The organism is Ruegeria sp. YTSA064 (assembly GCF_059610325.1).
Window position 1 is genome coordinate 438,590 of record NZ_JBXWNK010000001.1, and the last position, 23,457, is coordinate 462,046.

Genomic DNA, 23,457 nt, shown 5'->3' on the forward strand with positions numbered 1-23,457 from the left:
ATTCATGCACGTCGTCTTCCGCGAAAGCCACGGGTTAGAGGAAACCGAGACCCCAACCGATCTGGGCCAGAGCCCGGCGGACTTGGTGGTGCTGTCATTTTCTGACAGTGACCTTGGCGCTTTCGCGGCGGGCTGGCATCGCGGTGGCGGGCCAGACGGGCGCATGCCAACCCTGCGGCTGGCCAACCTGACAGCTCTAAAACATCCCCTGTCAGTCGACACATATGTGGAACAGACGCTTGAGGGGGCCAAAGGCATCCTGATCCGCCTGATTGGCGGCGTGCCATATTGGTCTTACGGCTTGCAGCAGGTTCTGGCACTGGCACAGGCCAAGGGGATCGCACTGGCTGTCCTGCCTGCGGACGGGCGCGAAGATACGCGGCTGGATGAGTACTCCACCCTGCCCGTCTCAACCCTGCGGCGCTTGGCGCATCTGTGTGATACCGGCGGAGAGGTTGCGGCACAGGCCGCGCTCGCACAGACGGCGCTGGCGGCGGGACTATATGCCGGTCCGGTGATGGGGGCAAAGACCATACCGGATTACGGCGCCTGGTGCCCGGATCGTGGCGTGATACCGGCGGACACAGCTTTTTCGGGCGATGCAAAACGCATTATTGTCACGTTTTATCGGGCCTACCTGACCTCTGCCGACACTGCCCCGATCGCGGCTTTGATCCGCAGTGTGAGATCGCGTGGATTCGAGGCCATTGGCCTGTTCGCCCCGTCGCTCAAAGCGCCAACCGCCGCTGACTGGTTGCGTGAGACGATCGTGGCGCTGAAACCTTCAGCGATCATCAATGCCACCTCCTTTTCGGGCAAGGGCGCATCAGGCACTTCACCCTTGGATGCTGCCAATGTGCCCGTCTTTCAGGTCGCCCTCGCGACCTCGCGCCGCAAAGCCTGGGCAGAAGCGGAACGCGGGCTTTCGCCTGCTGACCTCGCCATGCATGTGGTTCTGCCCGAGGTCGACGGGCGGATTAACGCGGGCATCGTGTCGTTCAAAGAACCGGGCAAGCGCGATCCTTATCTGGAATATTCGCGTTTTGCCCACCAGCCCGAACCTGACCGGATCGAAGCTGTCATCGATCGGGTCTCTGGCTGGCTGGACCTGCACGAAAAGCCCAGTTCAGATCAAATACCGGCGCTGGTTCTGTCGACTTACCCGGGTAAGGACTGGCAGATGGCGCATGCAGTTGGCCTTGATGCGCTTGCTTCAGCCGAAGCGATGCTGACCGATCTTCAGAATGAGGGATATGCAACCGCACCGGCCGAGCCGATTGCCGAAACCCTGCTGGGCGTCCGGATTTCATGGTCATTGCAGGACTACCTGATTGCGCATGCAGAGCTACCCGATCAATTGCGCGCCGATCTGCAGGCGGTCTGGGGAGACCCCGAGGACGATCCAGTGTTCGCAGATGGAGCATTCCATTTCACGGCCCTTCGGCGTGGCAACGCTGTGGTTGCGCTGCAGCCAGAACGCGGCACGCCAGAGCTGCGCGAGGATGACTATCATGACCTTTCGCGCACTCCTCGTCACAGCTACGTCGCCTTTTACCTTTGGCTACGCAAAGGGATAGGCGCGGATGCTTTGATCCATATTGGTGCCCATGGCACGCTGGAATGGCTGCCAGGTAAATCGGTCGCTTTATGCAGTGAATGCTGGCCCGAGGTGTTGATCGGCGATCTGCCGGTGATCTACCCGTTCATCGTCAATGACCCCGGCGAAGCTGCGCAGGCCAAGCGCCGGATCGGCGCTGTTACGCTGGGCCATATCCCGCCCCCGATGAAAGAAAGTGGTACGCCAGATCGCATGGCTCGGCTGGAAGCACTGCTGGATGAGTTCTCGAACGCGGACGGTCTGGACCCCAAGCGCCGTGATCGCCTGCAAGGAGATATCCGCGACGAGGCACAGGCCATCGGGCTGGAGAGCGACCTTGGTCTCGACCAAGCCACCTGCATCGCCGAGGCGATCACCCGCATTGATCGATTTGTCTGCGACATCAAGGAAAGCCAGTTCAGCGACGGCCTGCACATCTTTGGACGGGTGCCCGATGCGACTGGCACCTTCGACCCTGCCCCGTCGGCCCACGCTGAACGCTCCGCCCTGATTGACGCTTTGGCGGGCAAACGGATTGAGGCCGGGCCGTCCGGTTCCCCTTATCGCGGGCGTACGGATGTATTGCCTACCGGGCGGAATCTTTACACGACCGACCCGCGCTCAGTTCCTACGCGCGCGGCCTATACACAAGGCGTCAAGCTCGCTGAAGAGCTGGTTCGGCGGCATCTGCAGGAAGAAGGCGACTACCCCAAGGGCTTGATAGTCGATCTATGGGGTTCGGCCACGATGCGCACAGCGGGCGAGGAATTCGCCATGGCGCTACACCTGCTGGGGGTGAAGCCGGTTTGGGATAAAGGGTCCGAGCGGGTCTCTGGCATCGAAGTTTTGCCAATCACCGATCTCAGCCGCCCGCGACTGGACGTGACATTGCGCGTCTCAGGCCTGTTCCGGGACGTGTTCCCGACGCTTTCCGCGCTGTACGGTCAGGCCGTCCGCGCACTGACAAAACGAGATGAAGCAGCCGACTGGAACCCTTACGCCGGTCAGGAGCCAGCCGCGCGGGTCTATGGGCCAGCCCCCGGCAACTATGGTTTGAACATGACCCATCTGTCCGAAACCTATACGGATGAGGCACGCGTGCAGGCGGGTGAGGCTTGGCTGGACGCCAGTTCCTTCGCGTTGGAAGGCGAACACATCGCACAGGATAAGGACGGCATTACTCAGCGCGTCGCCAATGCCGACAGCTTTGTGCATCTCCAGGACCTGACCGAAACCGATCTGCTATTGGCGAATGACTATGCCACGCATGAGGCTGGTTTTGCTGCCGCCAAGAAAATCACCGGTGGTAACGCTCAGCTCTATCACCTGGACAATACCAACCCGGAAAATCCACGCGCCCGTACCTTACCCGAAGAAATTAGCCGCGTGGTTCATGCGCGCGCCGCCAATCCAGGATGGATAGCGGGGATGCAGCGGCATGGTTTTCGAGGCGCGGCCGAGATTGCGGCGACTCTTGATCACATGGCCTCGTTTGCACATTTGTCTGGCACCGTCGCGCCGCATCTGTTCGACCTTTATCACGAAGCCACGCTTGGCGACGAAGACGTCGATGCCTTTCTACAAGAGGCCAACCCGCGTGCGCATCAGGCGATGCAAGACCGATTCCGTGCCTTGTTGGACGCTGGATTATGGAACACGCGCCGAAACTCGATCCGTGCCGGTTTGGAAGGTCTGGGATGAGCGCCCTTACCGACAAACCTGTCGTCCAAGGCTGGTGCCCCGGCGCACATCGCCCGATGATGTCCGGCGATGGGCTGGTCGTGCGCGTACGCCCGCGGTTGGCGCGGCTTAGCGCTCAGCAGGCTTTGGGTCTGTGCGAATTGGCCGACCGTTTCGGCAATGGCACTATCGACCTGACCAACCGTGCGAACCTGCAACTACGTGGCGTCAAGGAAGCCGACCACCAGCCACTATTGACCGAGCTGTCTGATCTGAACCTTCTCGATGCCGAGCCCGGCATCGAGATTAGACGGAATATTTTGGTCACACCGCTCTACCGTGCAGGTGATCTGACAGCGCGACTAACGCAGCATCTGATTGACCGCCTAGCAGAGTTGCCCTCGCTGCCCGCCAAGTTCGGATTTGCAATCGATACGGGACCTGAGCGCATGTTAGCCGGAGACTCGGCTGACATACGCGTGGAAACCGGCGAAAACGGCCTGATTCTGCGTGCAGATGGTGCAGAGACCGGACGGACTGTTTCTGAATCTGATGTCATCGATCGACTGATCGAACTGGCAAAGTGGTTCTCTGACACCTATACGCCTGAGACCCGCCGAATGGCCCGCGTGATCTCTGCGCAAGACCTTCCGCTCGAATGGCAAGGCAGCCCACCTGGCCCAATAAGTACCCCTCTACAGCCTGGCGCTTGCGATTTGGGAACACTTTTGGGCGCGACGTTTGGGCAATTGCCCGCAGGCCCGCTCTCGAAACTGATCGAGAGCAGCGGTGCGTCTGCCCTGCGAGTTACACCGTGGCGGTTGATCCTGCTGGAAGGCGGAGCAGATACTCCCGCACCAGCCTTCGTCACAGACGGTACTGACCCGCTGATGACCACCGACGCCTGCCCTGGCACGCCGTTCTGTCCGCAGGCGCAAGTGGAAACGCGAGAGATCGCGCGCGTTTTGGCGGCTCGAGTGCCCGGATCTCTGCATGTCTCGGGGTGTGCAAAGGGTTGCGCCCGGATGATCCCTGCAGATGTCACCTTAGTAGGATGCAATGGACGATTTGATCTTGTCAAACAAGGTCGCGCAGGTGATGAGCCCTGCCAACGCGGCCTGACCGAAGAAAAACTTATGACCATGGACTTCACCTGATGCCCTATGAATACGAAACCGACGGCGCGGCGATTTACAAACAGAGCTTTGCCACCATCCGCTCGGAGGCCGATCTCGCTCGGTTCGATGCCGATGAAGAGCAAGTGGCCGTGCGCATGATCCATGCCGCTGGAATGGTTGGGCTGGAGGAGTTCGTGCATTTCTCGCCCGGCTTCGTCACAGCTGCCCGCACCGCGCTGGAAAATGGCGCACCGATCCTGTGCGACGCGCGCATGGTCAGCGAAGGTGTGACCCGCTTCCGCCTGCCTGCGGATAATGAGGTAATCTGCACTCTGCATGACGAACGCGTGCGCCCATTGGCCGCTGAGATGAGCAACACGCGCTCTGCCGCTGCGCTAGAGCTGTGGCGTCCGCATCTTGGCGGCGCGCTGGTCGCGATCGGTAACGCTCCGACTGCGCTATTCCATCTGCTAAACATGCTGGAAGACCCAGATTGTCCGCGCCCGGCCGCCATCATCGGCTGCCCTGTGGGCTTTGTCGGCGCAGTCGAATCCAAGGACGCCTTGTGGGACGCGCAGCCCGTACCCTCCTGCATCGTCAAAGGTCGCTTGGGCGGCAGTGCAATCACCGTTGCTGCCATCAACGCCATCGCGAGTCGTGTGGAATGAGCGGGGGCAAGATCTACGGCGTGGGCCTTGGCCCTGGTGACCCGGATCTCATGAGCGTCCGTGCAGACCGCCTGTTGCGCAATGCCCGACACGTGGCGTTCTTCCGCAAGCCGGGCCGCACGGGGCAGGCCCGCAAGATCGTCAATGGAATGATCCCCGGCGACGCTATCGAGTTTGCGATGGAGTATCCCGTAACAACCGAAATCCCGGTGACGGACCCGAGGTACAACGAGCTGCTTTCCGTATTTTACGAGGATTGCGCCGCCCACCTGAAGACGCTGACAGAGAACGGCGAAGACGTCGTGGTCCTGTGCGAAGGAGATCCTTTCTTCTACGGGTCATTCATGCATCTTTACAATCGATTACGGGATATATCTAAGGTCGAGGTCGTACCAGCCATTACCGGAATGTCGGGTGCCTGGACCGCTACCGGCGATCCGATAACCTGGGGTGATGACGTCCTGACGGTTCTGGTCGGTACATTGTCCGAGGACACGCTGACCGAACGCATGACCCAAACCGATGCGTTGGTGGTCATGAAGATCGGTCGCAACTTTGACAAGGTAAAACGCGCCTTGAAACGGGCCGATCTCTATGACCGTGCATGGATCGTCGAATACGCCCAGATGCCCAACCAGCGGGTTTGCAAACTCTCGGACAATTGCGAGAGTATCACACCCTATTTCTCGATCATCCTGGTTCACGGTCAGGGCCGTCGCCCATGAGTGGCTGGGTCAAAATAGCCGGCCTCGGACCGGGAGACGAAGCTCTGGTCACGCCCGAGGTTACCGCTGCTCTGGCCGAGGCGACGGATGTTGTTGGATACATCCCCTACGTCGCGCGCGTTGCTGAGCGTGAAGGGTTGACCCTACATGCCAGTGACAACCGGGTCGAGATCGACCGCTCGCAGCACGCATTAAGGATGGCGGCCGAGGGCAAGCGTGTCGTGGTTGTTTCCTCCGGAGACCCAGGCGTGTTCGCGATGGCCGCTGCCGTGTTCGAGGCATTGGAGAATGGTCCTGTTGAATGGCGAAGCATTCAGATCGACGTACTGCCGGGGATCACAGCGATGTTAGCTGCGTCTGCCCGTGCGGGTGCGCCGATGGGGCACGATTTCTGCGCCATCAACCTCAGCGACAATCTGAAACCATGGTCTTTGATCGAAAAACGACTGCGCCTTGCCGCGCAGGGAGATTTCGCGATGGCGTTCTATAACCCCCGCTCGAAGTCACGCCCGGAAGGCTTTGTAAAAACACTGGAAATCCTTCGCGAGGAATGTGAGCCAGAACGCCTGATCCTGTTCGCCCGCGCAGTGTCGCGTACGGATGAGAAGTTGCGGATTTCAACACTGGCAGAGGCCACACCAGACATGGCGGACATGCAGACCATCGTGATCGTCGGCTCGTCATTGACCCGGGTGATCGAGCGCGACGGCGCGCCGATCGTTTACACGCCGAGATTCACGCCTGACAAGGATCAGGTATGAACCAGCCAGTCCAAGACCTGCGAAACCTTTTCGAACTCAGTCCGCTGCGGCAACAGCGGACGGTCGATCATCAGAACCGGAAGACCCAGCGCCCGTGCGGCATCCAACTTTGCGCGCGCCCCGATGCCACCCGCGTTCTTGGACACAACCAACTGCGTCCCGTGACGCTGCATCAGCCCCCGGTCCTCAATTTCAGTGAACGGACCGCGCGAAATAATGACGTCTCTATTAGGAAACGGCACGGTTTCAGGCTCATCCACCAGCCGCAAAAGATAGTGATGCTGAGGCTGTGCTGCAAAGTCCTGAAGTTGCATGCGACCGACGGCAAGGAACACGCGCTGAGCGGAACCGGAAAGCGCGTCGACGGCACCGTCGATGTCCGGAACATGCTGCCAACTGTCGCCATCTTGAGCGACCCAGGCAGGCCGCGTCAGCGCCGCCAGCGGAGTCGCCGTCGCAGCACAGGCTTCCGCGGCGTTGCGGCTCATCTGCGCGGCAAAGGGGTGGGTTGCGTCTATGATATGGCTGATCTCTTGGTCGCGGATGTAACGCACCAGCCCCTCCGCTCCTCCGAAACCGCCCACGCGCGTGGGAACGGGCTGCGGGCGTGGCGTGTCGACACGGCCCGCGTAGGAATACGTGGCCGGAATACCTTGTTCGGAAACGGATTTTGCCAGAGCATTTGCCTCGGTCGTCCCGCCAAGAATCAGGAGGTTGGGCATGTCTGAAACTCCGTGGCTAACCGTATTGGGTTTGGGCGAAGATGGACTGGATGGCCTGTCTCCCGCAAGCCGTCAAGTGCTGGATCGCGCCGAGATCGTCATGGGTCCGTCGCGCCACCTATCTTTGATTCCCAAAAGCAACGCCGAACAGATTGAATGGCCAGTTCCATTTGCCGATGGTCTTCCGATACTGACCGGATTACGCGGTCGGCAAACTATTGTTCTGGCCTCGGGTGATCCGTTCTGGTTCGGGGCCGGCTCCGTCATCGCGCGAAATTTCGATGCGAGCGAATGGACCGCCATACCCGGTCAATCGACCTTTTCGCTAGCCGCTGCAAGGCTCGGCTGGCCGCTTGAAAACACGTTAACCTTTGGACTGCACGCCGCCCCCCTGACCCGTTTGCGCCCCCACCTGGCGCAGGGCCTCCGCGCCATTCTCTTGCTGCGTGATGGAAAAGCGGTGGCTGAGCTTGCAACTTATCTGGGTGAAACCGGCTTTGCCGATTGTACCCTGCATGTCATGGAGGCCCTTGGCGGCCCCCGTGAACGCGCGCGGAGCGTGTCGCTGACCGAAGCGCTACTGGGAACATTCGAACATCCGGTCTGTGTCGGGCTGGACGTCGCGGGCACAGGGTGCGCCTTTCCCAAAGCCTCGGGCAAGCCTGATGATATCTTCGAAACCGACGGGCAAATCACCAAGCGCCCTATCCGCGCACTGACCCTGTCGGCCCTTGCCCCGCGTAGAGGAGAACATCTGTGGGATATTGGCGGCGGCACCGGTTCGATCAGCATCGAATGGCTGATGTGCGATCCGACGCTGACTGCAACGACAATCGAGCCGCGTGAAGATCGGGTCGAGCGCATTCGCCGAAACGCCGATGCGCTCGGGCAGGATCGGTTGCGGGTCGTTCATGGTATCGCACCTGAGGCGTTGGTTGACCTTGACCAACCAGATGTCGTTTTCATCGGAGGCGGCCTGAGCGCGGAGCTGTTGAACTGGCTACACGCAAATCTCCGCGCCGGTACGCGGCTTGTCGCCAACGCAGTGACATTGGAAAGCGAAGCCTTGCTGGCTGCGTGGCACGACAAGCTGGGCGGAGACCTGTTGCGTATCGAATTGGCGCAAGCTGCTTCGCTTGGTCCACGGCGGGGTTGGAAATCTGCCTACCCCGTGATGCAGTGGAGTCTTACGCTATGATCGTCGCCGGGCTCGGATTTTCGTCTTCTGCTACGCTGGTCAGTCTGCGCGCTGCCTTTGATCTGGCCTCGAAAGGAAAAACAGTCGATGCCCTGGCAACCGTTGCAGACAAGGACGGACATGCCGCACTTGTCGCACTTGCAGAGGTAACTGATCTACCGGTTCATTTCGTCCCGGCACATGATCTTGCCGGACAACGAACCCTCACCTGCTCGCCCCGCAGTCGTGCCACATACGGCACCAGCAGCGTGGCCGAAGCATCCGCTCTTGCTGCCGCCGGGCATGGCGCGCGGCTGATTTCACCCAGACAAATCTCGGACGACCGGCTTGCAACCTGCGCCGTCGCCATTGGAGGACAACCATGACCGTTCATTTCATCGGCGCCGGACCGGGTGCCGCGGACCTGCTGACTCTGCGCGGGCGCGATATCATCGCCTCGTGCCCGGTGTGCCTCTATGCTGGCTCATTGGTTCCCGAGGAGATTTTGAGCCACTGCCCCGACGGCGCGAAGATCGTGAACACGGCTCCGATGGATCTGGATCAGATCATGGCCGAGATCGAAATAGCGCACAAAGCCGGGCAAGACGTGGCGCGGCTGCATTCCGGAGACCTCTCTGTCTGGTCGGCAATGGGAGAGCAAATCAGACGTCTGAAAGAGATGGGAATCCCGGTCAGCGTCACGCCCGGTGTCCCGTCTTTTGCCGCCGCAGCTGCTGCTCTAGGAACTGAACTCACCCTTCCGGGACTGGCGCAATCGGTGGTGTTGACCCGGACGCCTGGGCGCGCGTCCTCGATGCCTGAAGGTGAGACGCTGAAAAACTTTGCTAAAACAGGTGCTACTCTGGCCATTCACCTGTCGATCGGAAATCTGGACAATGTCATCGCCGACCTGACCCCTGCCTATGGTGCGGACTGCCCGGTCGCCGTTGTCTACCGCGCCAGCTGGCCAGATGAACGGATCATCCGTGCGACTCTGGCCACGCTGAAAGAGGCGCTGGACGAAAGCATCTCGCGCACCGCACTGATAATGGTTGGTCCGGCGCTCGCAGGTGAAGGGTTTGACGAAAGCTGCCTGTATTCAAAAACATACGACCGCCGCTATCGCCCTCAAAGCGCCGACAGCCCGTGGTCGAGCTGGAGCCACGGTGATGACTAACCCTCCGGGACTACTGATTTCCGCGCCGTCGTCGGGTACAGGCAAGACTACAGTAATGCTGGGGTTGCTCCGGGCGCTGGCTGAGGACGGATTGACCGTGCAGCCGTTCAAAAGCGGGCCCGACTACATAGACCCAGCCTTTCACCGCGCTGCGGCAGGCCGCGCTTCGTTCAATTTGGATAGCTGGGCGATGGGAGAGCCGCTGCTCAGCGCGATCTCAGAGCAAGCCACGGGCGCGGATATCGTGGTGGCCGAGGGCTCAATGGGTTTGTTTGATGGCGTCGCCAAACCCGGAGAGCTGGGGCATGGGTCGAGCGCTGAAACGGCTCAGCGAATGGGATGGCCAGTCGTATTGGTTCTGGATGTCGGAGGACAGGCGCAATCAGCGGCGGCGACCGCGCTTGGGTTTCGGATGTATAACCCCGATTTGCCTTTTGCCGGTGTCATCCTGAACCGCTGTGCTAGCCCTCGCCACGAACGACTGACCCGTTTGGGCATGGAGCGTGCCGGATTACCCGTTCTGGGCGTTCTTCCGCGCCGGGGAGACCTTACCTTGCCCGAAAGGCATCTGGGCTTGATTCAAGCGGTTGAACATCCCGATCTGGAAACGGCGATCGCCGGTTACGCCGCATTCCTGCGTGAACATGTTGATCTGGATACGATCAAAAAGGCGGCCTCCTCAGGCCCTAATGGGCCATCGTCGGCCGCACTGCCGCACCCCCCGGCTCAGCGGATCGCACTTGCCCGAGACGCCGCGTTTTCGTTTACCTATCCGCATCTTCTGAAAGGATGGCGCAGCGCGGGTGCAGAGATACTGCCCTTTTCGCCGCTGGCAAACGAAGCGCCAGCTGCAGACGCCGATCTGGTCTGGCTACCGGGGGGCTATCCTGAGCTGCACGCAGGAACATTAGCAGCAGCAGATACCTTCTTGACCGGGCTGCGGAAACACGCGGAAACGCGGCCAGTGCATGGTGAATGCGGGGGGTACATGGCATTGGGGGAAGTGCTGGTCGACAAAGATGGCACCCCGCATCAGATGGCGGGGTTGTTGGGTCTGCAAACCTCATACCAAAAGCGCAAATTCAACCTTGGCTATCGTAGGGCTGAACTTTTGGCCTCGATGCCCGGCTTTGCGGCAGGTACCGCTCTGCGCGGACATGAGTTCCATTATTCCTCGATCATCGAACAACCTGACGCTCCTCTTGCGCGGGTCTTCGATGCCGAAGGGGCTGAAGGCCCTCAGACAGGATCGCGACGCGGCAATGTCACCGGCACGTTCTTTCACCTGATTGCGGAGGCAACGGTATGACCGGGTTTGTCTCATTCATCGGCTCCGGTCCGGGTGATCCGGAGCTGCTAACGCTCAAGGCCGTGGACCGGATGCAGAAGGCCGATGCGGTGCTGTTTGATGATCTCAGCAGTGGCCCGATCTTGACCCATGCACGTGACGACGCTGATCTGGTGGGCGTAGGTAAACGCGCCGGTCGCCCCTCGCCCAAGCAGGATCACGTCAGCCGGTTGCTGGTTGAGTATGCGCAGACCGGCCAGCATGTCGTGCGGCTGAAATCCGGTGATGGAGGATTGTTCGGTCGACTAGAGGAAGAACTGGTCGCGTTGCAGGCCGCCGGTATCAAATACGAGATCATTCCTGGCATCCCCTCTGCCGTCGCGGCGGCTGCGACTGCGGGAATTCCTCTGACACGACGCCTGACTGCGCGTCGTGTTCAATTCGTCACCGGGCATGATGCGAGTGGAAAACTGCCTGCCGATCTGAATCTTCCCGCCCTAGCTGATGCTGGCGCGACAACGGTCGTATTTATGGGCAAGCGCACTTTTCCATTGCTGGTCGAAGCGCTGAGCGCGCATGGCCTGCCGCTGGACACACCTGCCTTGATGGCCGAATCCGTTTCAACCCCCGAACAATCTTTGCATCGTTCCACCATCGGAGAGCTTTCCGACAAACTGCGCACCGAGATCGGTACTGCTCCTGCCTTGATCCTGTATGGCCCGCTGGCGGAGTTCGGCGATGTTTGATCTCACACTGATCGGGATCGGCACCGGCAATCCCGACCACCTGACCTTTCAGGGGGCGCAGGCAATCAGATCAGCAGACCTGATCCTGATCCCGCGTAAGGGAGAGAACAAAGCTGATCTGGCCGGTTTGCGCGAAGACATCATCGCGCAGGTCACCGATAAACCTGCGCGGATCGTCTATTTCGACGTTCCCAAACGCCGGGCAGATGACGGTTATCTACGAGGTGTCGACGAATGGCACGACGCAATTGCCCTGCGCTGGCACGAAGCGATTTCAGCCCACCCCGACGCGCAGAAGGTCGCGTTGCTGATCTGGGGTGATCCGTCGCTGTATGACAGTTCGCTCAGGATCGCCGCTCGACTGGACCCACAGCCGCAGGTCCAGGTTGTGCCGGGCATCACCGCGTTGCAGGCGTTAACTGCGGCCCATGCGATCCCGATCAATGATCTGGGGGCACCCTATGTCGTGACCACCGGTCGCCGCATCCGCGATGAGGGATGGCCTGAAACGGCATCGAAAGTGGCTGTTATGCTGGATGGCGAATGCTCGTTCCAAAGCCTAGAGATGGCCGATTATGACATCTGGTGGGGGGCATATGTGGGCATGAAAGAAGAGATTCTGATCAAAGGCCCATTGGCGGATGTGGCGCAAGACATTCTGGACTCGCGCGCGCAAGCCCGTTCTGATCACGGCTGGATCATGGATATCTATCTGCTGAAGAAACGTACGGCCTGACGCGCGCACAGGATTGTGAGCCCCGTTTCAGCGGTTTTCTGTCATCTATTCTCCAATCAACAGGAAGGGATAGAACATGAGGGCGCTTTGGGCTGCGATCTGCCTGCTGGCCATGCCTGCTTGGGCTGACAGCATCGAACCACTTGCCGGATGGGCGGTCTACCCCAGCGGAAAAAGCTATGAGAGCCTCGTGGAAGACACAAAGGCCGCGGTAAAAGAGAACGGCCTGATCGTGGTCACTCAGGCCGGACCGACCAAAGCAGCGGCCTCGCGCGGCATTACCATTCCGGGCAACCGAGTGATCGGCGCATTCAACAACGACTACGCAGTTCGGGTCCTTGAAACCTCGACCAATGCGATGATCGAAGCGCCCATCCGTTTCTACGTGACCGAGGAAAAGGATGGCACTGCGACCCTGTCCTACAAAATGCCAAGTTTTGTGTTCGCCCCATATACGGATGAAGGCGGTGAGGCGCTGCGCGAGATTGCCGCCGAATTAGACGCAAAGTTTCAGGCCGTGGCGGAACGCGCCGTCAAATAGTCACACTGACGTGAAGCTGCTTGCGTCCGGGCGCGTCCTCCGCAATCTGCTGAAAGATAAACTTGTCGGAGCTTGATTGATGCAGGACCTGTCCCCCCGCGCTGCGGATCTGTTGGCACAACGCCTTTTCGAGGCCGGATGCCGCCACGCGTTCGGAATGCCCGGTGGCGAGGTTCTGACATTGGTGGATGCACTGGAAAGCGCAGGTATCACCTTTCATCTGACCAAACATGAAAACGCAGCCGGTTTCATGGCCGAAGCCGTTCATCATCGCGATGGTGCACCTGCGATTCTGGTGGCCACGCTTGGCCCGGGCGCAATGAATGGGATTAACGTTGTCGCGAACGCATTGCAGGATCGCGTTCCGATGATCGTGTTGACCGGATGCGTCGATGCGGACGAAGCACTGACCTACACTCATCAGGTGATGGATCACTCGCAAGTCTACCGCTCGATCACCAAGGGCACTTTCATGCTAACTGCTGACGGGGCCGATATCATCGCCGACAAGGCGGTATCGCTTGCGAACCAGCCGCGCCCCGGTCCGGTGCACATCGATGTGCCAATCTCAGTGGCCGATACGCGCGTATCGGGGGTTAAACACCGTCGTCTCGCGAAAATCGCACCCGTCGCACCTGGCGCTGAATGTCTGGAAAAGGCTCGCCGTTGGGTGGCCGAGGCCGAACGCCCCTTGGCGATCATTGGTCTCGATATTCTCTACGACGACTCGCGCTTTGTCGTGCGGGCGTTTTTGGAGCATTTCAACATTCCCTTCGTCACGACCTACAAGGCCAAGGGGGTGGTGCCCGAGGATCATCCGCTATGTCTGGGTGGGGCGGGTCTTTCGCCGCTGGCCGACAAGCATCTGATCCCGTTGGTGGAACAAGCTGATCTGGTGCTATGCTTGGGCTATGACCCCATAGAAATGCGCCCTGGCTGGCGCGAGATTTGGGACCCGGAAGACAAGCGAGTGATCGACATTGCTGCTGTAGTGAACGATCACTATATGCATCAGGCCGGATTAAATTTGGTGGCGGACACCAGCGCAACGCTTGAGGCCATCGCCAAGGGCAACCCTGCCCGCAAGACTTGGTCGAATGGTGAACCGGATCAAGTCAAGACAGCACTGGCAGAAGCCTTCCCAACCGATGAAGACTGGGGACCGGCGGCGATCATCGCGGAAACCCGTGCAGTGCTACCAACTGAGTCACTCGCCACCGCCGACAGTGGCGCCCATCGCATACTGCTCAGCCAGATGTGGGAGTGTTCGGAGGAGCGCGGGCTGATCCAGTCTTCGGCGCTATGCACAATGGGGTGCGCTGTCCCTATGGCGATTGGACTGAAACTGGCTGAACCGGACCGCCCCGTGATCAGCTTCTCGGGCGACGCCGGGTTTCTGATGGTCGCCGGAGAGCTTTCGACTGCCGCCGAAATGGGCGGCAACCCGATCTTTCTTGTGTTTGTCGATTCCAGCCTTGCCCTGATTGAATTGAAGCAGCGCCAGCGCCAGATGGGCAATCGAGGTGTCGATTTCGACCGCCACGACTTTGCCGCCATGGGGCGAGCCTTTGGCGGGTACGGTCATACGGTGCGCAACCGCGACGAATTGCGGGCAGCGCTGGATCAGGCGTTGAAAGCCGACAAATTCACTGTCATTGCTGCGGAGATCGACCGTGGAGGATATGATGGCCGCATCTGAAGGACCCCTGAAGGGCGTCAAGGTACTGGATCTGTCGCGCATTCTGGCTGGCCCGACCTGCACGCAACTGCTGGGTGATTTGGGAGCCACCGTCATCAAGATCGAAAACCCAGCGACCGGAGGTGACGACACGCGGCAATGGGGTCCTCCCTACATCGAATACGCGGATGGTAACCGCTCGGATTTGAGCGCCTATTTCATGTCATCCAATCGCAACAAGAAATCGGTCGCGTTGGATATCGCCTCGGCGGAAGGTCAAGCGGAAATCCGGAGATTGGCGTCTCATGCGGATATCCTGATCGAGAACTTCAAGCCCGGCGGGCTGGCGAAATACGGGCTCGACTACGCCACCCTGTCCAAAGAGTTTCCCAGCCTAGTCTATTGCTCGATCTCGGGTTACGGGCAGACCGGTCCGAACGCATCGAAACCCGGTTATGACCTGATGGCACAAGGCTATGGCGGAGTTATGTCGCTGACTGGAGATCCCGAAGGCGCACCAATGAAGGTTGGCGTTGGCATCGCCGATGTGATGTGCGGCATGTATGCCTGCGTCGGTATTTTGGCGGCTCTGCGGCATCGCGATCTGACCGGCGAAGGCCAGCAGGTCGACCTTGCGCTGGTGGATTCGCAAGTGGCCTGGCTGATCAACGAAGGCGTGAACTACCTGACCTCGGGCAATGTGCCTCAACGACGCGGCAACGGGCATCCAAACATTGTCCCTTACGACGTATATGCAACCAGCGACGGGCACGTGATTCTTGCGGTCGGAAACGACAGCCAGTTCAAAAGATTCTGCAGTTTCATCCAACACCCAGAGCTTGCTGACGATCCGCGATTTGCCACCAATCCTGCCCGTCTTGAAAATCGTGACGCATTGAATGCAATCCTTCGCCCCGCCGTACAGGCGCTGGATACCAGCCGCGTTATTGCAGGACTGGAAGAATTGAAAGTACCGGTTGGTCCTGTGCAAACACTTGATCAGGTCTTCACCTCAGATCAGGTCGCTGCCCGGCGGATGCAGGTCACCATGCAGGCTGCACCCGGTGAGGTGCAATTGATCGGAAACCCTCTGAACCTGTCCCGTACACCTGTAACATATCGCAGTGCACCTCCAGTCTGTGGCGCTGACACACAAGCTGTTCTAAACGCAGAAAATCCCTTCGAAGATTGAAACACTCTGCCTGATTAGGCGGCAAGTTGCTGAAACATGCCCTTGAATCGGCGGTTTTTTTCGCGTTTTCCACACACGCGTTTTCACCAATTCGAGAGCAGGGTCGATACTGTTACGACCCCGCGGCACACTCTGTTACATCAAACACTATAGAATGCCGCAATCAGATTGGACCCAAGCATGAAACAAGACGTCTTTGGACAGATGAACACCCTGACCCAGCCCGCAAGCGTCGAGGCGTGGGATGGTGTTCTCCTTGGGTTCATGGCGCACGCAGCCGTAACGCCGCAGCATCTGGGCAAGGTGCTGGAGCTTGAGCCGGACTTTGCCCTGGGTCACGCGATCAAAGGTCTGTTCATGGTCCTGCTGGGTCGCCGCGAGATGATCGCGGTCGCGGCCGAAGCGCTGACCGCAGCCAATGCAGCGATGGAGCGTCAGCCGGTTTCGGACCGTGAAAAGCTGTATGTCGAGGCACTGGCGATGTATATGGCTGACCTCCCCACTCAAGCGGTACAGAAATTCGAAGAAATCCTTCGGGCGCACCCCACGGACACTCTGGCGATGAAACTCAGCCACGCCACTCGGTTCGTTCTGGGGGATTCGCACGGTATGCGCCGTTCGATTGAGCGCGTGATGCCCGCTTACGAACCCGACCACGCTGGGCGTGGATATCTGCTGGGCTGCCATTCATTTGCTCTTGAAGAAACGGGTGCCTACGAGAAAGCCGAGATCGCCGGGCGTCAGGCCTTGTGGATGGTCTCGGACGACGCCTGGGGACTGCACGCCGTAGCGCATGTGCACGAGATGACCGGCAATGCCCAGTTGGGTCTGGACTGGCTCGCGGGACGCGAGGACGCCTGGGCGCATTGCAACAACTTCCGCTATCACGTCTGGTGGCACAAGGCGCTGATGCGTTTGGATCTGGGACAGGTCGATCAGGTGATGGCGCTTTACGATCACCACATTCGTCAGGACAAAACCGACGATTACCGAGATATCTCGAACGCCACCTCGCTTTTGTCGCGGCTTGAGCTTGAGGGCGTCGACGTAGGCAACCGTTGGGAAGAATTGGCCGATCTCAGCGCCGCCCGCACCGAAGACGGATGCCTGATCTTCGCCGACCTGCATTACTTGCTGGCCCTGACTGGCGACAACCGTTCGGATGCGACCAGCAAAATACTGCACCGCATCCAGAGCGATGCCCAGCGCAACCAGGGCGATACGCCGATCCGCATGTCTGATCCCGGCGTCGCTGCGGCCAAGGGGCTTGAGGCCTTTGGCGAAGGCCTCTATGGCCAAGCCTTTGACTTTTTGTCAGACGCACGTGGTGGAATGCAGCTGGCTGGTGGCAGCCACGCCCAACGTGATGTATTCGAGCGCATCACAATTGATTCAGGCCTGCGCGCCGGCCGTCTGGATGCTGTCGAGCGCATTCTTGACGACCGCCGCGCCAAGCGCTCCGGTGGCGAAGACAACTATGCCCTCGCCCGCCGCGCGTTGATCGAGGCCGCACGCGACAATGGCGACGCACAAAGCGTCCCCGCCGAATAAGAACAATAAAAAAGACCAAGAAGGACAGAAACCGTATGGCGACTGCATCGCCCGCTTCTGATTTTGCTCCGGTGGCCTCTCAAAGCGCTGCCCCTGCCCGCACGCGCGACCCGCGCCTTGATTTCTATCGCGGTATCGCGATGTTCATCATCCTTATTGCCCATATCCCGAACGATCCCTGGGCCAAGTGGATTCCTGCCCGGTTCGGGTTTTCGGATGCAACCGAAATCTTTGTTTTCTGCTCCGGCATGGCCTCGGCCATCGCCTTTGGCGGAGCGTTCATGCGCAAGGGCTGGTTGATGGGCACCGCGCGCGTATCGTTCCGTATTTGGCAGGTCTATTGGGCCCATATTTGTCTGTTTTTCTTCGTCGCTATGACCATGGCAGCGCTGAACCAAAGCGGGCTGTTCGAGAAAAACTATATCTCGTCGCTGAACCTGCAGCATTTCTTCAATGACCCCGCGCCACAGATCGTAGGGTTGTTCACCCTGACCTATGTGCCCAACTATTTTGACATCCTACCGATGTATCTGGTGGTGCTTGCGATGATGCCGCTGTTCATGGGGCTGCATCGCATCGGGTTTTGGGCAGTCGCCCTGGCCTCGGTCACGATCTGGCTGATCGCGCAATACGACTATCTCGATCTGCCTGCTGAGCCCTGGTCGGATCGGCAATGGTTCTTCAACCCGTTTGGCTGGCAATTGCTGTTCTTCACTGGCTTCGCGTTCATGCGCGGCTGGATTCCCGCCCCGCCGGTTTCAAAAACGTTGATCTGGGCGGCCTCATTATTCCTGATCTTCTCGATGCCGTTTGGTTCGTGGAAGGTTTTTACCTGGATAAATGCCGCAGCACCCGATCTGGCCGATGAAATCCGCAAAGTCTGGCCGGTAACCAAAGAGTTCCGCAACAAGACAGACTTTGGCCTTTTCCGATATTTGCATTTCCTCTCACTGGCCTATCTGGGCTGGGTTGTTGCCGGTGAGCATGGCCATCGCCTGATCACCACCGGTCAGGGAGCCGCAGCGAAGGTTTGGCAGTTGCTGCTGAGTGTCATCACCAAAGTCGGGCAGCAGTCGCTTGCGGTCTTTGTATTTTCCATGGCTGCAGCACGACTTATCGGCGTCGGATTGGACCTGAGTGGGCGGGATGTTGCCAGTGTCTTTGTCGCCAACATGATTGGCTTTGCCATGATCATCGGCGTGGCCTATCTGGCCGCGTGGTTTAAGTCACACCCTTGGAAGACTAAGAAATGAATTTTACACGCCGCGCATTCCTCGCCTCATCAACGGCATTGATCCTCGCTCCGGCAGCTCATGCGACCGGCGGTGAGGTCGCCTTTGACCGCAACACAGTTATCGAAATGGCGCGTGACCTGGCAAGCCGACCTTATGTAGAACGCGAGATGGTGCCGCAAGAATGGCAGGATCTGAATTATGAGCAATATCGCTCGATCCGTTTCCAGTTGGAAAAAGGCCTTTGGTACAGCACCAAGTCACCGTTCGAAGTCGACTTCTTCGCGCCCGGACTTTACTTCCCTCGCGCAGTGCAAATTTCAACCGTCGACCATGGTCATGTGACACCTGTTGCCTTTGATCTGGACATGTTCACAAAAAGCGAAGACGTTCCCTCTTTGCCTGCAGATGAAACGCTGGGCTTTTCGGGGTTCCGCCTGCGTGCCGAGATGCATCGGCCCGGGTTAACCGACGAGTTCTGCGTCTTTCAGGGTGCCAGCTATTTCCGCGCGATCGGTTTGCACGAAGCATATGGTTTGTCAGCACGCGGTTTGGCGCTGAAAACCGGCGATCCCGATGGGGAGGAATTTCCCGATTTCATTCGCTTCTGGCTCGAAAAGCCTGCGTCGGGACAGCGGAACATGGTGGTCCACGCCCTGATGGACAGCCCCAGCGTCAGTGGTGCGTACCGGTTTGAAATCACGCCAGGTGACGACACCATCATGGACGTCAGCGCAACGCTGTTTCCGCGCACCGACCTGTCCCATGTCGGCATCGCACCAGGCACATCCATGTTCCTGTTCGATCAGACCAATCACAGCCGGTTCGATGATTTTCGCCCCGCAGTTCACGACAGCGACGGGTTGCTGATCCGGAATGGTGCGGGCGAAGTCCTATGGCGGCCATTGGCCAATCCAACCCGCCTGCAGATCGCCTCATTTGTGGATATGAACCCACGTGGCTTTGGCCTGATGCAGCGTAAGCGCGAATTCTCAGACTACGCTGATCTTGAGGCCAACTATCACAAGCGCCCCAGCCTGTGGGTCGAGCCCAATGGGGACTGGGGCAAGGGGTCTGTCACGCTGGTAGAAATACCCGCAGATCAGGAAATCTATGACAACATCGTCGCCTACTGGCGGCCGATGGAACCGTACGCGGCAGGCAGCCAAGTTGATATGTCCTATCGCCTGATCTGGGGCGAAGAGCCTCAGCACACACCCGTCGCGCGGGTCATCAATACAGCCATGGGCGATAATACCTTTGGCGAAGGACGGTTGGCCGTGATCGACTTTGAACCAAGCGATCTGTTTGACGACCCCGAGGAGATGACTGTTTTTGTCGACTCGCCTCATGCTGAGACGTCGGACGGGGTGTTGCAGCGTAATCCAGATACAGGTGGATTACGACTGGCGTTCTCGTTTGAACCTGGTGAACGCAACCATGTCGAATTGCGCGCACAATTGCTGAAAGACAAACAGCCGGCCTCTGAAGTCTGGCTATACCGTTGGACCTCATGAGCCGCGATCTTCATATCATGCCGCCCGAGGCCCCTCTGGCGATGCCCGCGCAGAACTTTGCGCAGGGGTTCCGCGATGCGCAGGCCCCGACTGGCGGTCGGAGACCATCAGCCGGATTCTGGCGTGCGCTGGCCTTTTCACCGGCGATGGCGGCAACTTTGGGCCTGCTCTGGGTCATGTCTGACTGGTTCAGCGCCGAGGGGATCAACCTGGTCGAAGGTATCCTGCTAACGTTGATCTCTTTCAACTTCTTCTGGATTTCATTCACGGTCTGTACCGTGTTGCTGGGCATGGTTTCGCTGTCCCGTCAGGAGCAGCCCAAACGCGAAGGCCGACCGCAGCCGCTGCGCGTGGCGCTGTTGACGCCGGTCTACAACGAGGTGCCCTGGAACGTTCTGGGCAATGCTCGCACAATGCTTGAAGACCTGCAGCAACGCGGCGGTCAGCACCATTATGCCATGTTCATTCTATCCGATACCCGCGATCCCGAAATTGCGGCGCAAGAACAGGCCAGTGTCGAGGCATTGCGCACAACCTTGGCACCAGGTTTGGAACTTTACTATCGCCGCCGCCCTGCAAACACGGATCGCAAGGTCGGGAACATTGCCGATTGGGTCAGCCGCTGGGGCGCGGATTGGGATGCGATGCTGGTGCTGGATGCCGACAGCTTGATGACAGGTCGCGCGATCAGCCGTTTGACCGACGCGCTGGCGCGTGATCCGGGTGCAGGCCTGATCCAGAGCTATCCGCAACTGATCGGCGCGCAGTCGGTTTTCGCCCGGATGCAGCAATTTGCCAATGGTGTCTATGGTATCGCATTTGCCGAAGGTCTGGCCCGCTGGTGCGGGCAAGAAGGCAATTACTGGGGCCATAACGCCATCATCCGCACAAGCGCTTTTGCCTCCAGCGCGGGCTTGCCGAAGCTGAAATCTCTCAATGGGCAGGACAAGCTGATCATGAGCCACGATTTCGTCGAGGCCGGACTGCTGCGTCGCGCCGGATGGGCCGTGCGCTTTTTGCCACGCATTCGCGGATCGTATGAAGAAACACCACCCACCCTCATCGGCCACGCCATGCGCGACCGCCGTTGGTGTCAGGGCAACCTGCAGCACCTGAAACTGCTTGGTTCGACGGGGTTCCGTGCGGTCTCACGCTTCCATATGTTTCACGGTGCGGTCGGATATCTGATGTCGCCGCTATGGTTTGCGCTTTTGGTGATGTGGGCTTTGATCGGCCAGGGCAAGGATGCCTCGGTTCTGCATTACTTCAGCCCCGACAATCCGCTTTTCCCGCAATGGCCTGAGATGTCCGAAACACGCCACGTACTGATCATTTTGGTGATGTACGCAATGCTGCTGGCCCCAAAGGTTCTGGGCGTGGCCGCACTGCCCCTCAGCGGCGTACGATATTCCGATTTCGGCGGTACCCGTAAGTTCTTTACTTCATTCCTGTCCGAGGTCGTTTTATCAGTTCTCTATGCTCCGATTTTGATGGTGCAGCAGATGATCGCGGTTTTCCGGACCACCCTGGGCATTCAAAAAGGCTGGTCACCGCAGGCCCGCGATGGCGGCAGCTATGGGCTGCGGACCCTGATCTTGTGTCACGCGCTTGAAACCGTAAGCGGTGTGGCATTGAGCGTTGGTATCCTTGCTGGTCTCGTCTCAGTTTGGTTGGCCCCAATCGCGATCAGTCTTGCGCTGGCAATCCCGCTTTCGGCGCTCAGCGGCGTATCAGCGGGCGCTGCGCGTCGTATGGTCGGGATGCGCGAAGACGTCAGCGAGCCTGCCATCACCCGGTCAGCACGGCTCTATCGTGATGAGTTGAAGCGCCTGATCGAAGGTAAGGGCATCGTCACCCCAGCAGAGTAATCAACTGCCGGGTAAGCCCTCGTACCAATCCACCATCATATCGGCCCAACCTTTGGGCACTGTATGTCCACCTGGAAACAGCGCGAATTCCAGCGCGCTGCTTTCAGCGCATCCCATCCAGTTCCGACGCATGAACTGGCCAGTGGTTGAAAACCCGCTGGGTTTGGTATCGACGCATTCATTGGCAACGCGCCAGATCTCCAATCCAGCAAAGATATCACCTTGATGGAACCGGCCTCCGCCCAGTATGCGCCCTTCCAACGGAACCACATTGTCTGTCCAACCGTGGGTGTGGAACAGACGGACCGGTCCTTCGCAAGTCTCGGGATGCGGCCTCCAGAAACCGCCTGAAACCGGTGCATAGGCCGAGAAGTTTTCCGGCGCAGCGCAGGCAAGGTAATAAACCATAAATGCACCCGCTGAAAAACCGCTTAGCACCACGCGACCGGGGTCTACGTCAAACCGCTTGGCCGCATCCTGAACGGCTTCGGTCAAAAATGCGGCCTCATCACGCCCGTCCCAACCAGGGAAGAAGTTCCAGCTTTGACGACCATTCCGCTCGGAACCTTCCGGGGCCATCACGGCGTAGCCGCGATTCAGGAGCGGATCGACCATTGCCCTGTTCTTGAGTGTCCCAGTACCCGTGCCACCGTATCCATGCATGAATACGACTAGCGGCGGATTGTCAGTTGCCGGCAACTCGATCTGATACGCGCCTGCATCTGTCTTGCAAACCCCATCTTGATCACCGCAAACGGCCAGAGCGGTTTCCCCCGTAAAGGCAAGGCCCAAAGCCAGCAATAATCTCGCTCGCATTACGTATCCTCTTTGTAATCATTGACTGGCAGACCCGCACGAACCCAACCTGGTCCGGCGGCCGACCCCAACATACCCTCAGGCACATCGATGACATTGGTGAAACCCGCTTCGGTCAGTTGGTTGCTTAACCGGGCAGAACGTACACCACGCGCGCAAATCAATGCCACCGGCACGGTGCGATCGCCCTCGAGCAATTGATCCAAAACGGGCACAAAATCTTTGCGTCGCATGTCGAGCGGATGGGCACCTTCACCGATCCCCGTTGCGCGCCATTCGCGAGGGGTACGGATGTCGATCAGAACAATATCCCCCTGCCGCACCTGCTGGTGGGCAGTGGAAACCGCGATCTGATGTCCTGCGTAATCCTGTGGAATCAAACGGTATTCCCGGAGCGCCAAGCCTCCGGCTATCACCGTTCCTGCACCAAGCAAGACCCATCGACGGGTTTTGATCGCGTGTTCTGCCAAATTGCGACTCCTGATGTAAATTTGGGTCATATCACAAGCACGCCACCATTTCGCGCCCCAGTTCGCGCGCGTTGTTCAAGATATCGTCATCGCCCCCCGAACAACTTTGCAATGGTCAATCTCTTCGAAAAAACAGCCCAATCTCTGGACAGTTCGGAATTTTTCCCTACAAAATCAGGACTAACTTGACCGCACAG

Annotated in this window: 21 protein-coding genes; 18 read left to right on the forward strand and 3 right to left on the reverse strand. The window is 59.0% G+C overall.

Features of this window, described 5'->3' with window-relative positions; genetic code table 11:
* Nucleotides 1-4 precede the first annotated feature (4 nt).
* From cobN to cobJ, 5 genes are read left to right on the forward strand one after another with little or no spacing between them, the layout of a single operon-like run.
* Entirely contained in the window at nt 5-3,298 is a 3,294-nt protein-coding gene (gene cobN / locus AC2FI7_RS02185) for a cobaltochelatase subunit CobN (protein WP_010438984.1), read from the forward strand.
* The gene (locus tag AC2FI7_RS02190; RefSeq protein WP_010438981.1) at nt 3,295-4,434 is read left to right on the forward strand and encodes a ferredoxin-like domain-containing protein; all 1,140 of its coding nucleotides are present in this window, start codon (nt 3,295-3,297) and stop codon (nt 4,432-4,434) included. Before cobN ends, AC2FI7_RS02190 begins: the two co-directional genes overlap by 4 nt.
* On the forward strand, nt 4,434-5,063 hold the full coding sequence (locus AC2FI7_RS02195; RefSeq protein ID WP_010438978.1) for a precorrin-8X methylmutase: 630 nt from the start codon (nt 4,434-4,436) through the stop codon (nt 5,061-5,063). Before AC2FI7_RS02190 ends, AC2FI7_RS02195 begins: the two co-directional genes overlap by 1 nt.
* Entirely contained in the window at nt 5,060-5,788 is a 729-nt protein-coding gene (gene cobI / locus AC2FI7_RS02200; protein ID WP_496815581.1) for a precorrin-2 C(20)-methyltransferase, read from the forward strand. Before AC2FI7_RS02195 ends, cobI begins: the two co-directional genes overlap by 4 nt.
* Nucleotides 5,785-6,549, forward strand: a complete 765-nt coding sequence (gene cobJ, locus AC2FI7_RS02205; RefSeq protein WP_010438972.1) for a precorrin-3B C(17)-methyltransferase — start codon at nt 5,785-5,787, stop codon at nt 6,547-6,549. Before cobI ends, cobJ begins: the two co-directional genes overlap by 4 nt.
* Here cobJ and AC2FI7_RS02210 read toward each other — a convergent pair.
* Nucleotides 6,540-7,271 (reverse strand): cobalt-precorrin-6A reductase, encoded by a 732-nt coding sequence (locus AC2FI7_RS02210; protein WP_496815582.1) that lies wholly within the window; start codon nt 7,269-7,271, stop codon nt 6,540-6,542. The two genes, cobJ and AC2FI7_RS02210, sit on opposite strands and share 10 nt — an antisense overlap.
* On the opposite strand from AC2FI7_RS02210, the gene cbiE reads away from it, so the two are divergent.
* The 13 genes from cbiE (at nt 7,270) to mdoH (ending at nt 21,974) form a co-directional block, all read left to right on the forward strand.
* A complete protein-coding gene (cbiE, locus tag AC2FI7_RS02215) occupies nt 7,270-8,469 on the forward strand; it encodes a precorrin-6y C5,15-methyltransferase (decarboxylating) subunit CbiE (protein ID WP_496815583.1) in 1,200 nt (399 codons plus the stop codon). The two genes, AC2FI7_RS02210 and cbiE, sit on opposite strands and share 2 nt — an antisense overlap.
* Nucleotides 8,466-8,834, forward strand: coding sequence for a cobalamin biosynthesis protein (locus tag AC2FI7_RS02220; protein WP_010438966.1), 369 nt, complete (start codon nt 8,466-8,468; stop codon nt 8,832-8,834). Before cbiE ends, AC2FI7_RS02220 begins: the two co-directional genes overlap by 4 nt.
* Nucleotides 8,831-9,625, forward strand: a complete 795-nt coding sequence (gene cobM, locus AC2FI7_RS02225) for a precorrin-4 C(11)-methyltransferase (protein ID WP_010438965.1) — start codon at nt 8,831-8,833, stop codon at nt 9,623-9,625. The genes AC2FI7_RS02220 and cobM overlap by 4 nt, the downstream gene beginning before the upstream one ends.
* On the forward strand, nt 9,618-10,934 hold the full coding sequence (locus AC2FI7_RS02230; protein ID WP_029621727.1) for a cobyrinic acid a,c-diamide synthase CobB: 1,317 nt from the start codon (nt 9,618-9,620) through the stop codon (nt 10,932-10,934). The genes cobM and AC2FI7_RS02230 overlap by 8 nt, the downstream gene beginning before the upstream one ends.
* Nucleotides 10,931-11,659, forward strand: coding sequence for a uroporphyrinogen-III C-methyltransferase (gene cobA, locus AC2FI7_RS02235; protein WP_010438961.1), 729 nt, complete (start codon nt 10,931-10,933; stop codon nt 11,657-11,659). The genes AC2FI7_RS02230 and cobA overlap by 4 nt, the downstream gene beginning before the upstream one ends.
* Nucleotides 11,652-12,395, forward strand: coding sequence for a precorrin-6A synthase (deacetylating) (cobF, locus tag AC2FI7_RS02240; protein ID WP_010438958.1), 744 nt, complete (start codon nt 11,652-11,654; stop codon nt 12,393-12,395). Before cobA ends, cobF begins: the two co-directional genes overlap by 8 nt.
* 76 nt (nt 12,396-12,471) lie before the next feature.
* On the forward strand, nt 12,472-12,936 hold the full coding sequence (locus AC2FI7_RS02245) for a DUF302 domain-containing protein (RefSeq protein ID WP_496815584.1): 465 nt from the start codon (nt 12,472-12,474) through the stop codon (nt 12,934-12,936).
* A 79-nt stretch (nt 12,937-13,015) separates the two neighbouring features.
* A complete protein-coding gene (locus tag AC2FI7_RS02250; RefSeq protein WP_010438954.1) occupies nt 13,016-14,635 on the forward strand; it encodes a thiamine pyrophosphate-binding protein in 1,620 nt (539 codons plus the stop codon).
* The gene (locus tag AC2FI7_RS02255; protein ID WP_010438953.1) at nt 14,622-15,806 is read left to right on the forward strand and encodes a CaiB/BaiF CoA transferase family protein; all 1,185 of its coding nucleotides are present in this window, start codon (nt 14,622-14,624) and stop codon (nt 15,804-15,806) included. The genes AC2FI7_RS02250 and AC2FI7_RS02255 overlap by 14 nt, the downstream gene beginning before the upstream one ends.
* 180 nt (nt 15,807-15,986) lie before the next feature.
* Nucleotides 15,987-17,357, forward strand: coding sequence for a tetratricopeptide repeat protein (locus AC2FI7_RS02260; RefSeq protein ID WP_010438951.1), 1,371 nt, complete (start codon nt 15,987-15,989; stop codon nt 17,355-17,357).
* Nucleotides 17,358-17,392: 35 nt separating this feature from the next.
* The gene (locus AC2FI7_RS02265; protein WP_010438949.1) at nt 17,393-18,610 is read left to right on the forward strand and encodes an OpgC family protein; all 1,218 of its coding nucleotides are present in this window, start codon (nt 17,393-17,395) and stop codon (nt 18,608-18,610) included.
* On the forward strand, nt 18,607-20,106 hold the full coding sequence (locus AC2FI7_RS02270; protein WP_010438947.1) for an OpgD/OpgG family glucan biosynthesis protein: 1,500 nt from the start codon (nt 18,607-18,609) through the stop codon (nt 20,104-20,106). Before AC2FI7_RS02265 ends, AC2FI7_RS02270 begins: the two co-directional genes overlap by 4 nt.
* Nucleotides 20,103-21,974 carry a glucans biosynthesis glucosyltransferase MdoH gene (gene mdoH, locus AC2FI7_RS02275; protein ID WP_496815585.1) on the forward strand — a complete coding sequence of 624 codons (1,872 nt, stop codon included), beginning with the start codon at nt 20,103-20,105 and terminating at the stop codon, nt 21,972-21,974. Before AC2FI7_RS02270 ends, mdoH begins: the two co-directional genes overlap by 4 nt.
* On the opposite strand, the gene AC2FI7_RS02280 is transcribed toward mdoH, so the two are convergent.
* Nucleotides 21,975-22,790, reverse strand: a complete 816-nt coding sequence (locus AC2FI7_RS02280) for a CE1 family esterase (protein WP_010438940.1) — start codon at nt 22,788-22,790, stop codon at nt 21,975-21,977.
* Nucleotides 22,790-23,260 carry a rhodanese-like domain-containing protein gene (locus AC2FI7_RS02285; RefSeq protein WP_010438938.1) on the reverse strand — a complete coding sequence of 157 codons (471 nt, stop codon included), beginning with the start codon at nt 23,258-23,260 and terminating at the stop codon, nt 22,790-22,792. Before AC2FI7_RS02285 ends, AC2FI7_RS02280 begins: the two co-directional genes overlap by 1 nt.
* Between the last annotated feature and the right edge of the window lie 197 nt (nt 23,261-23,457).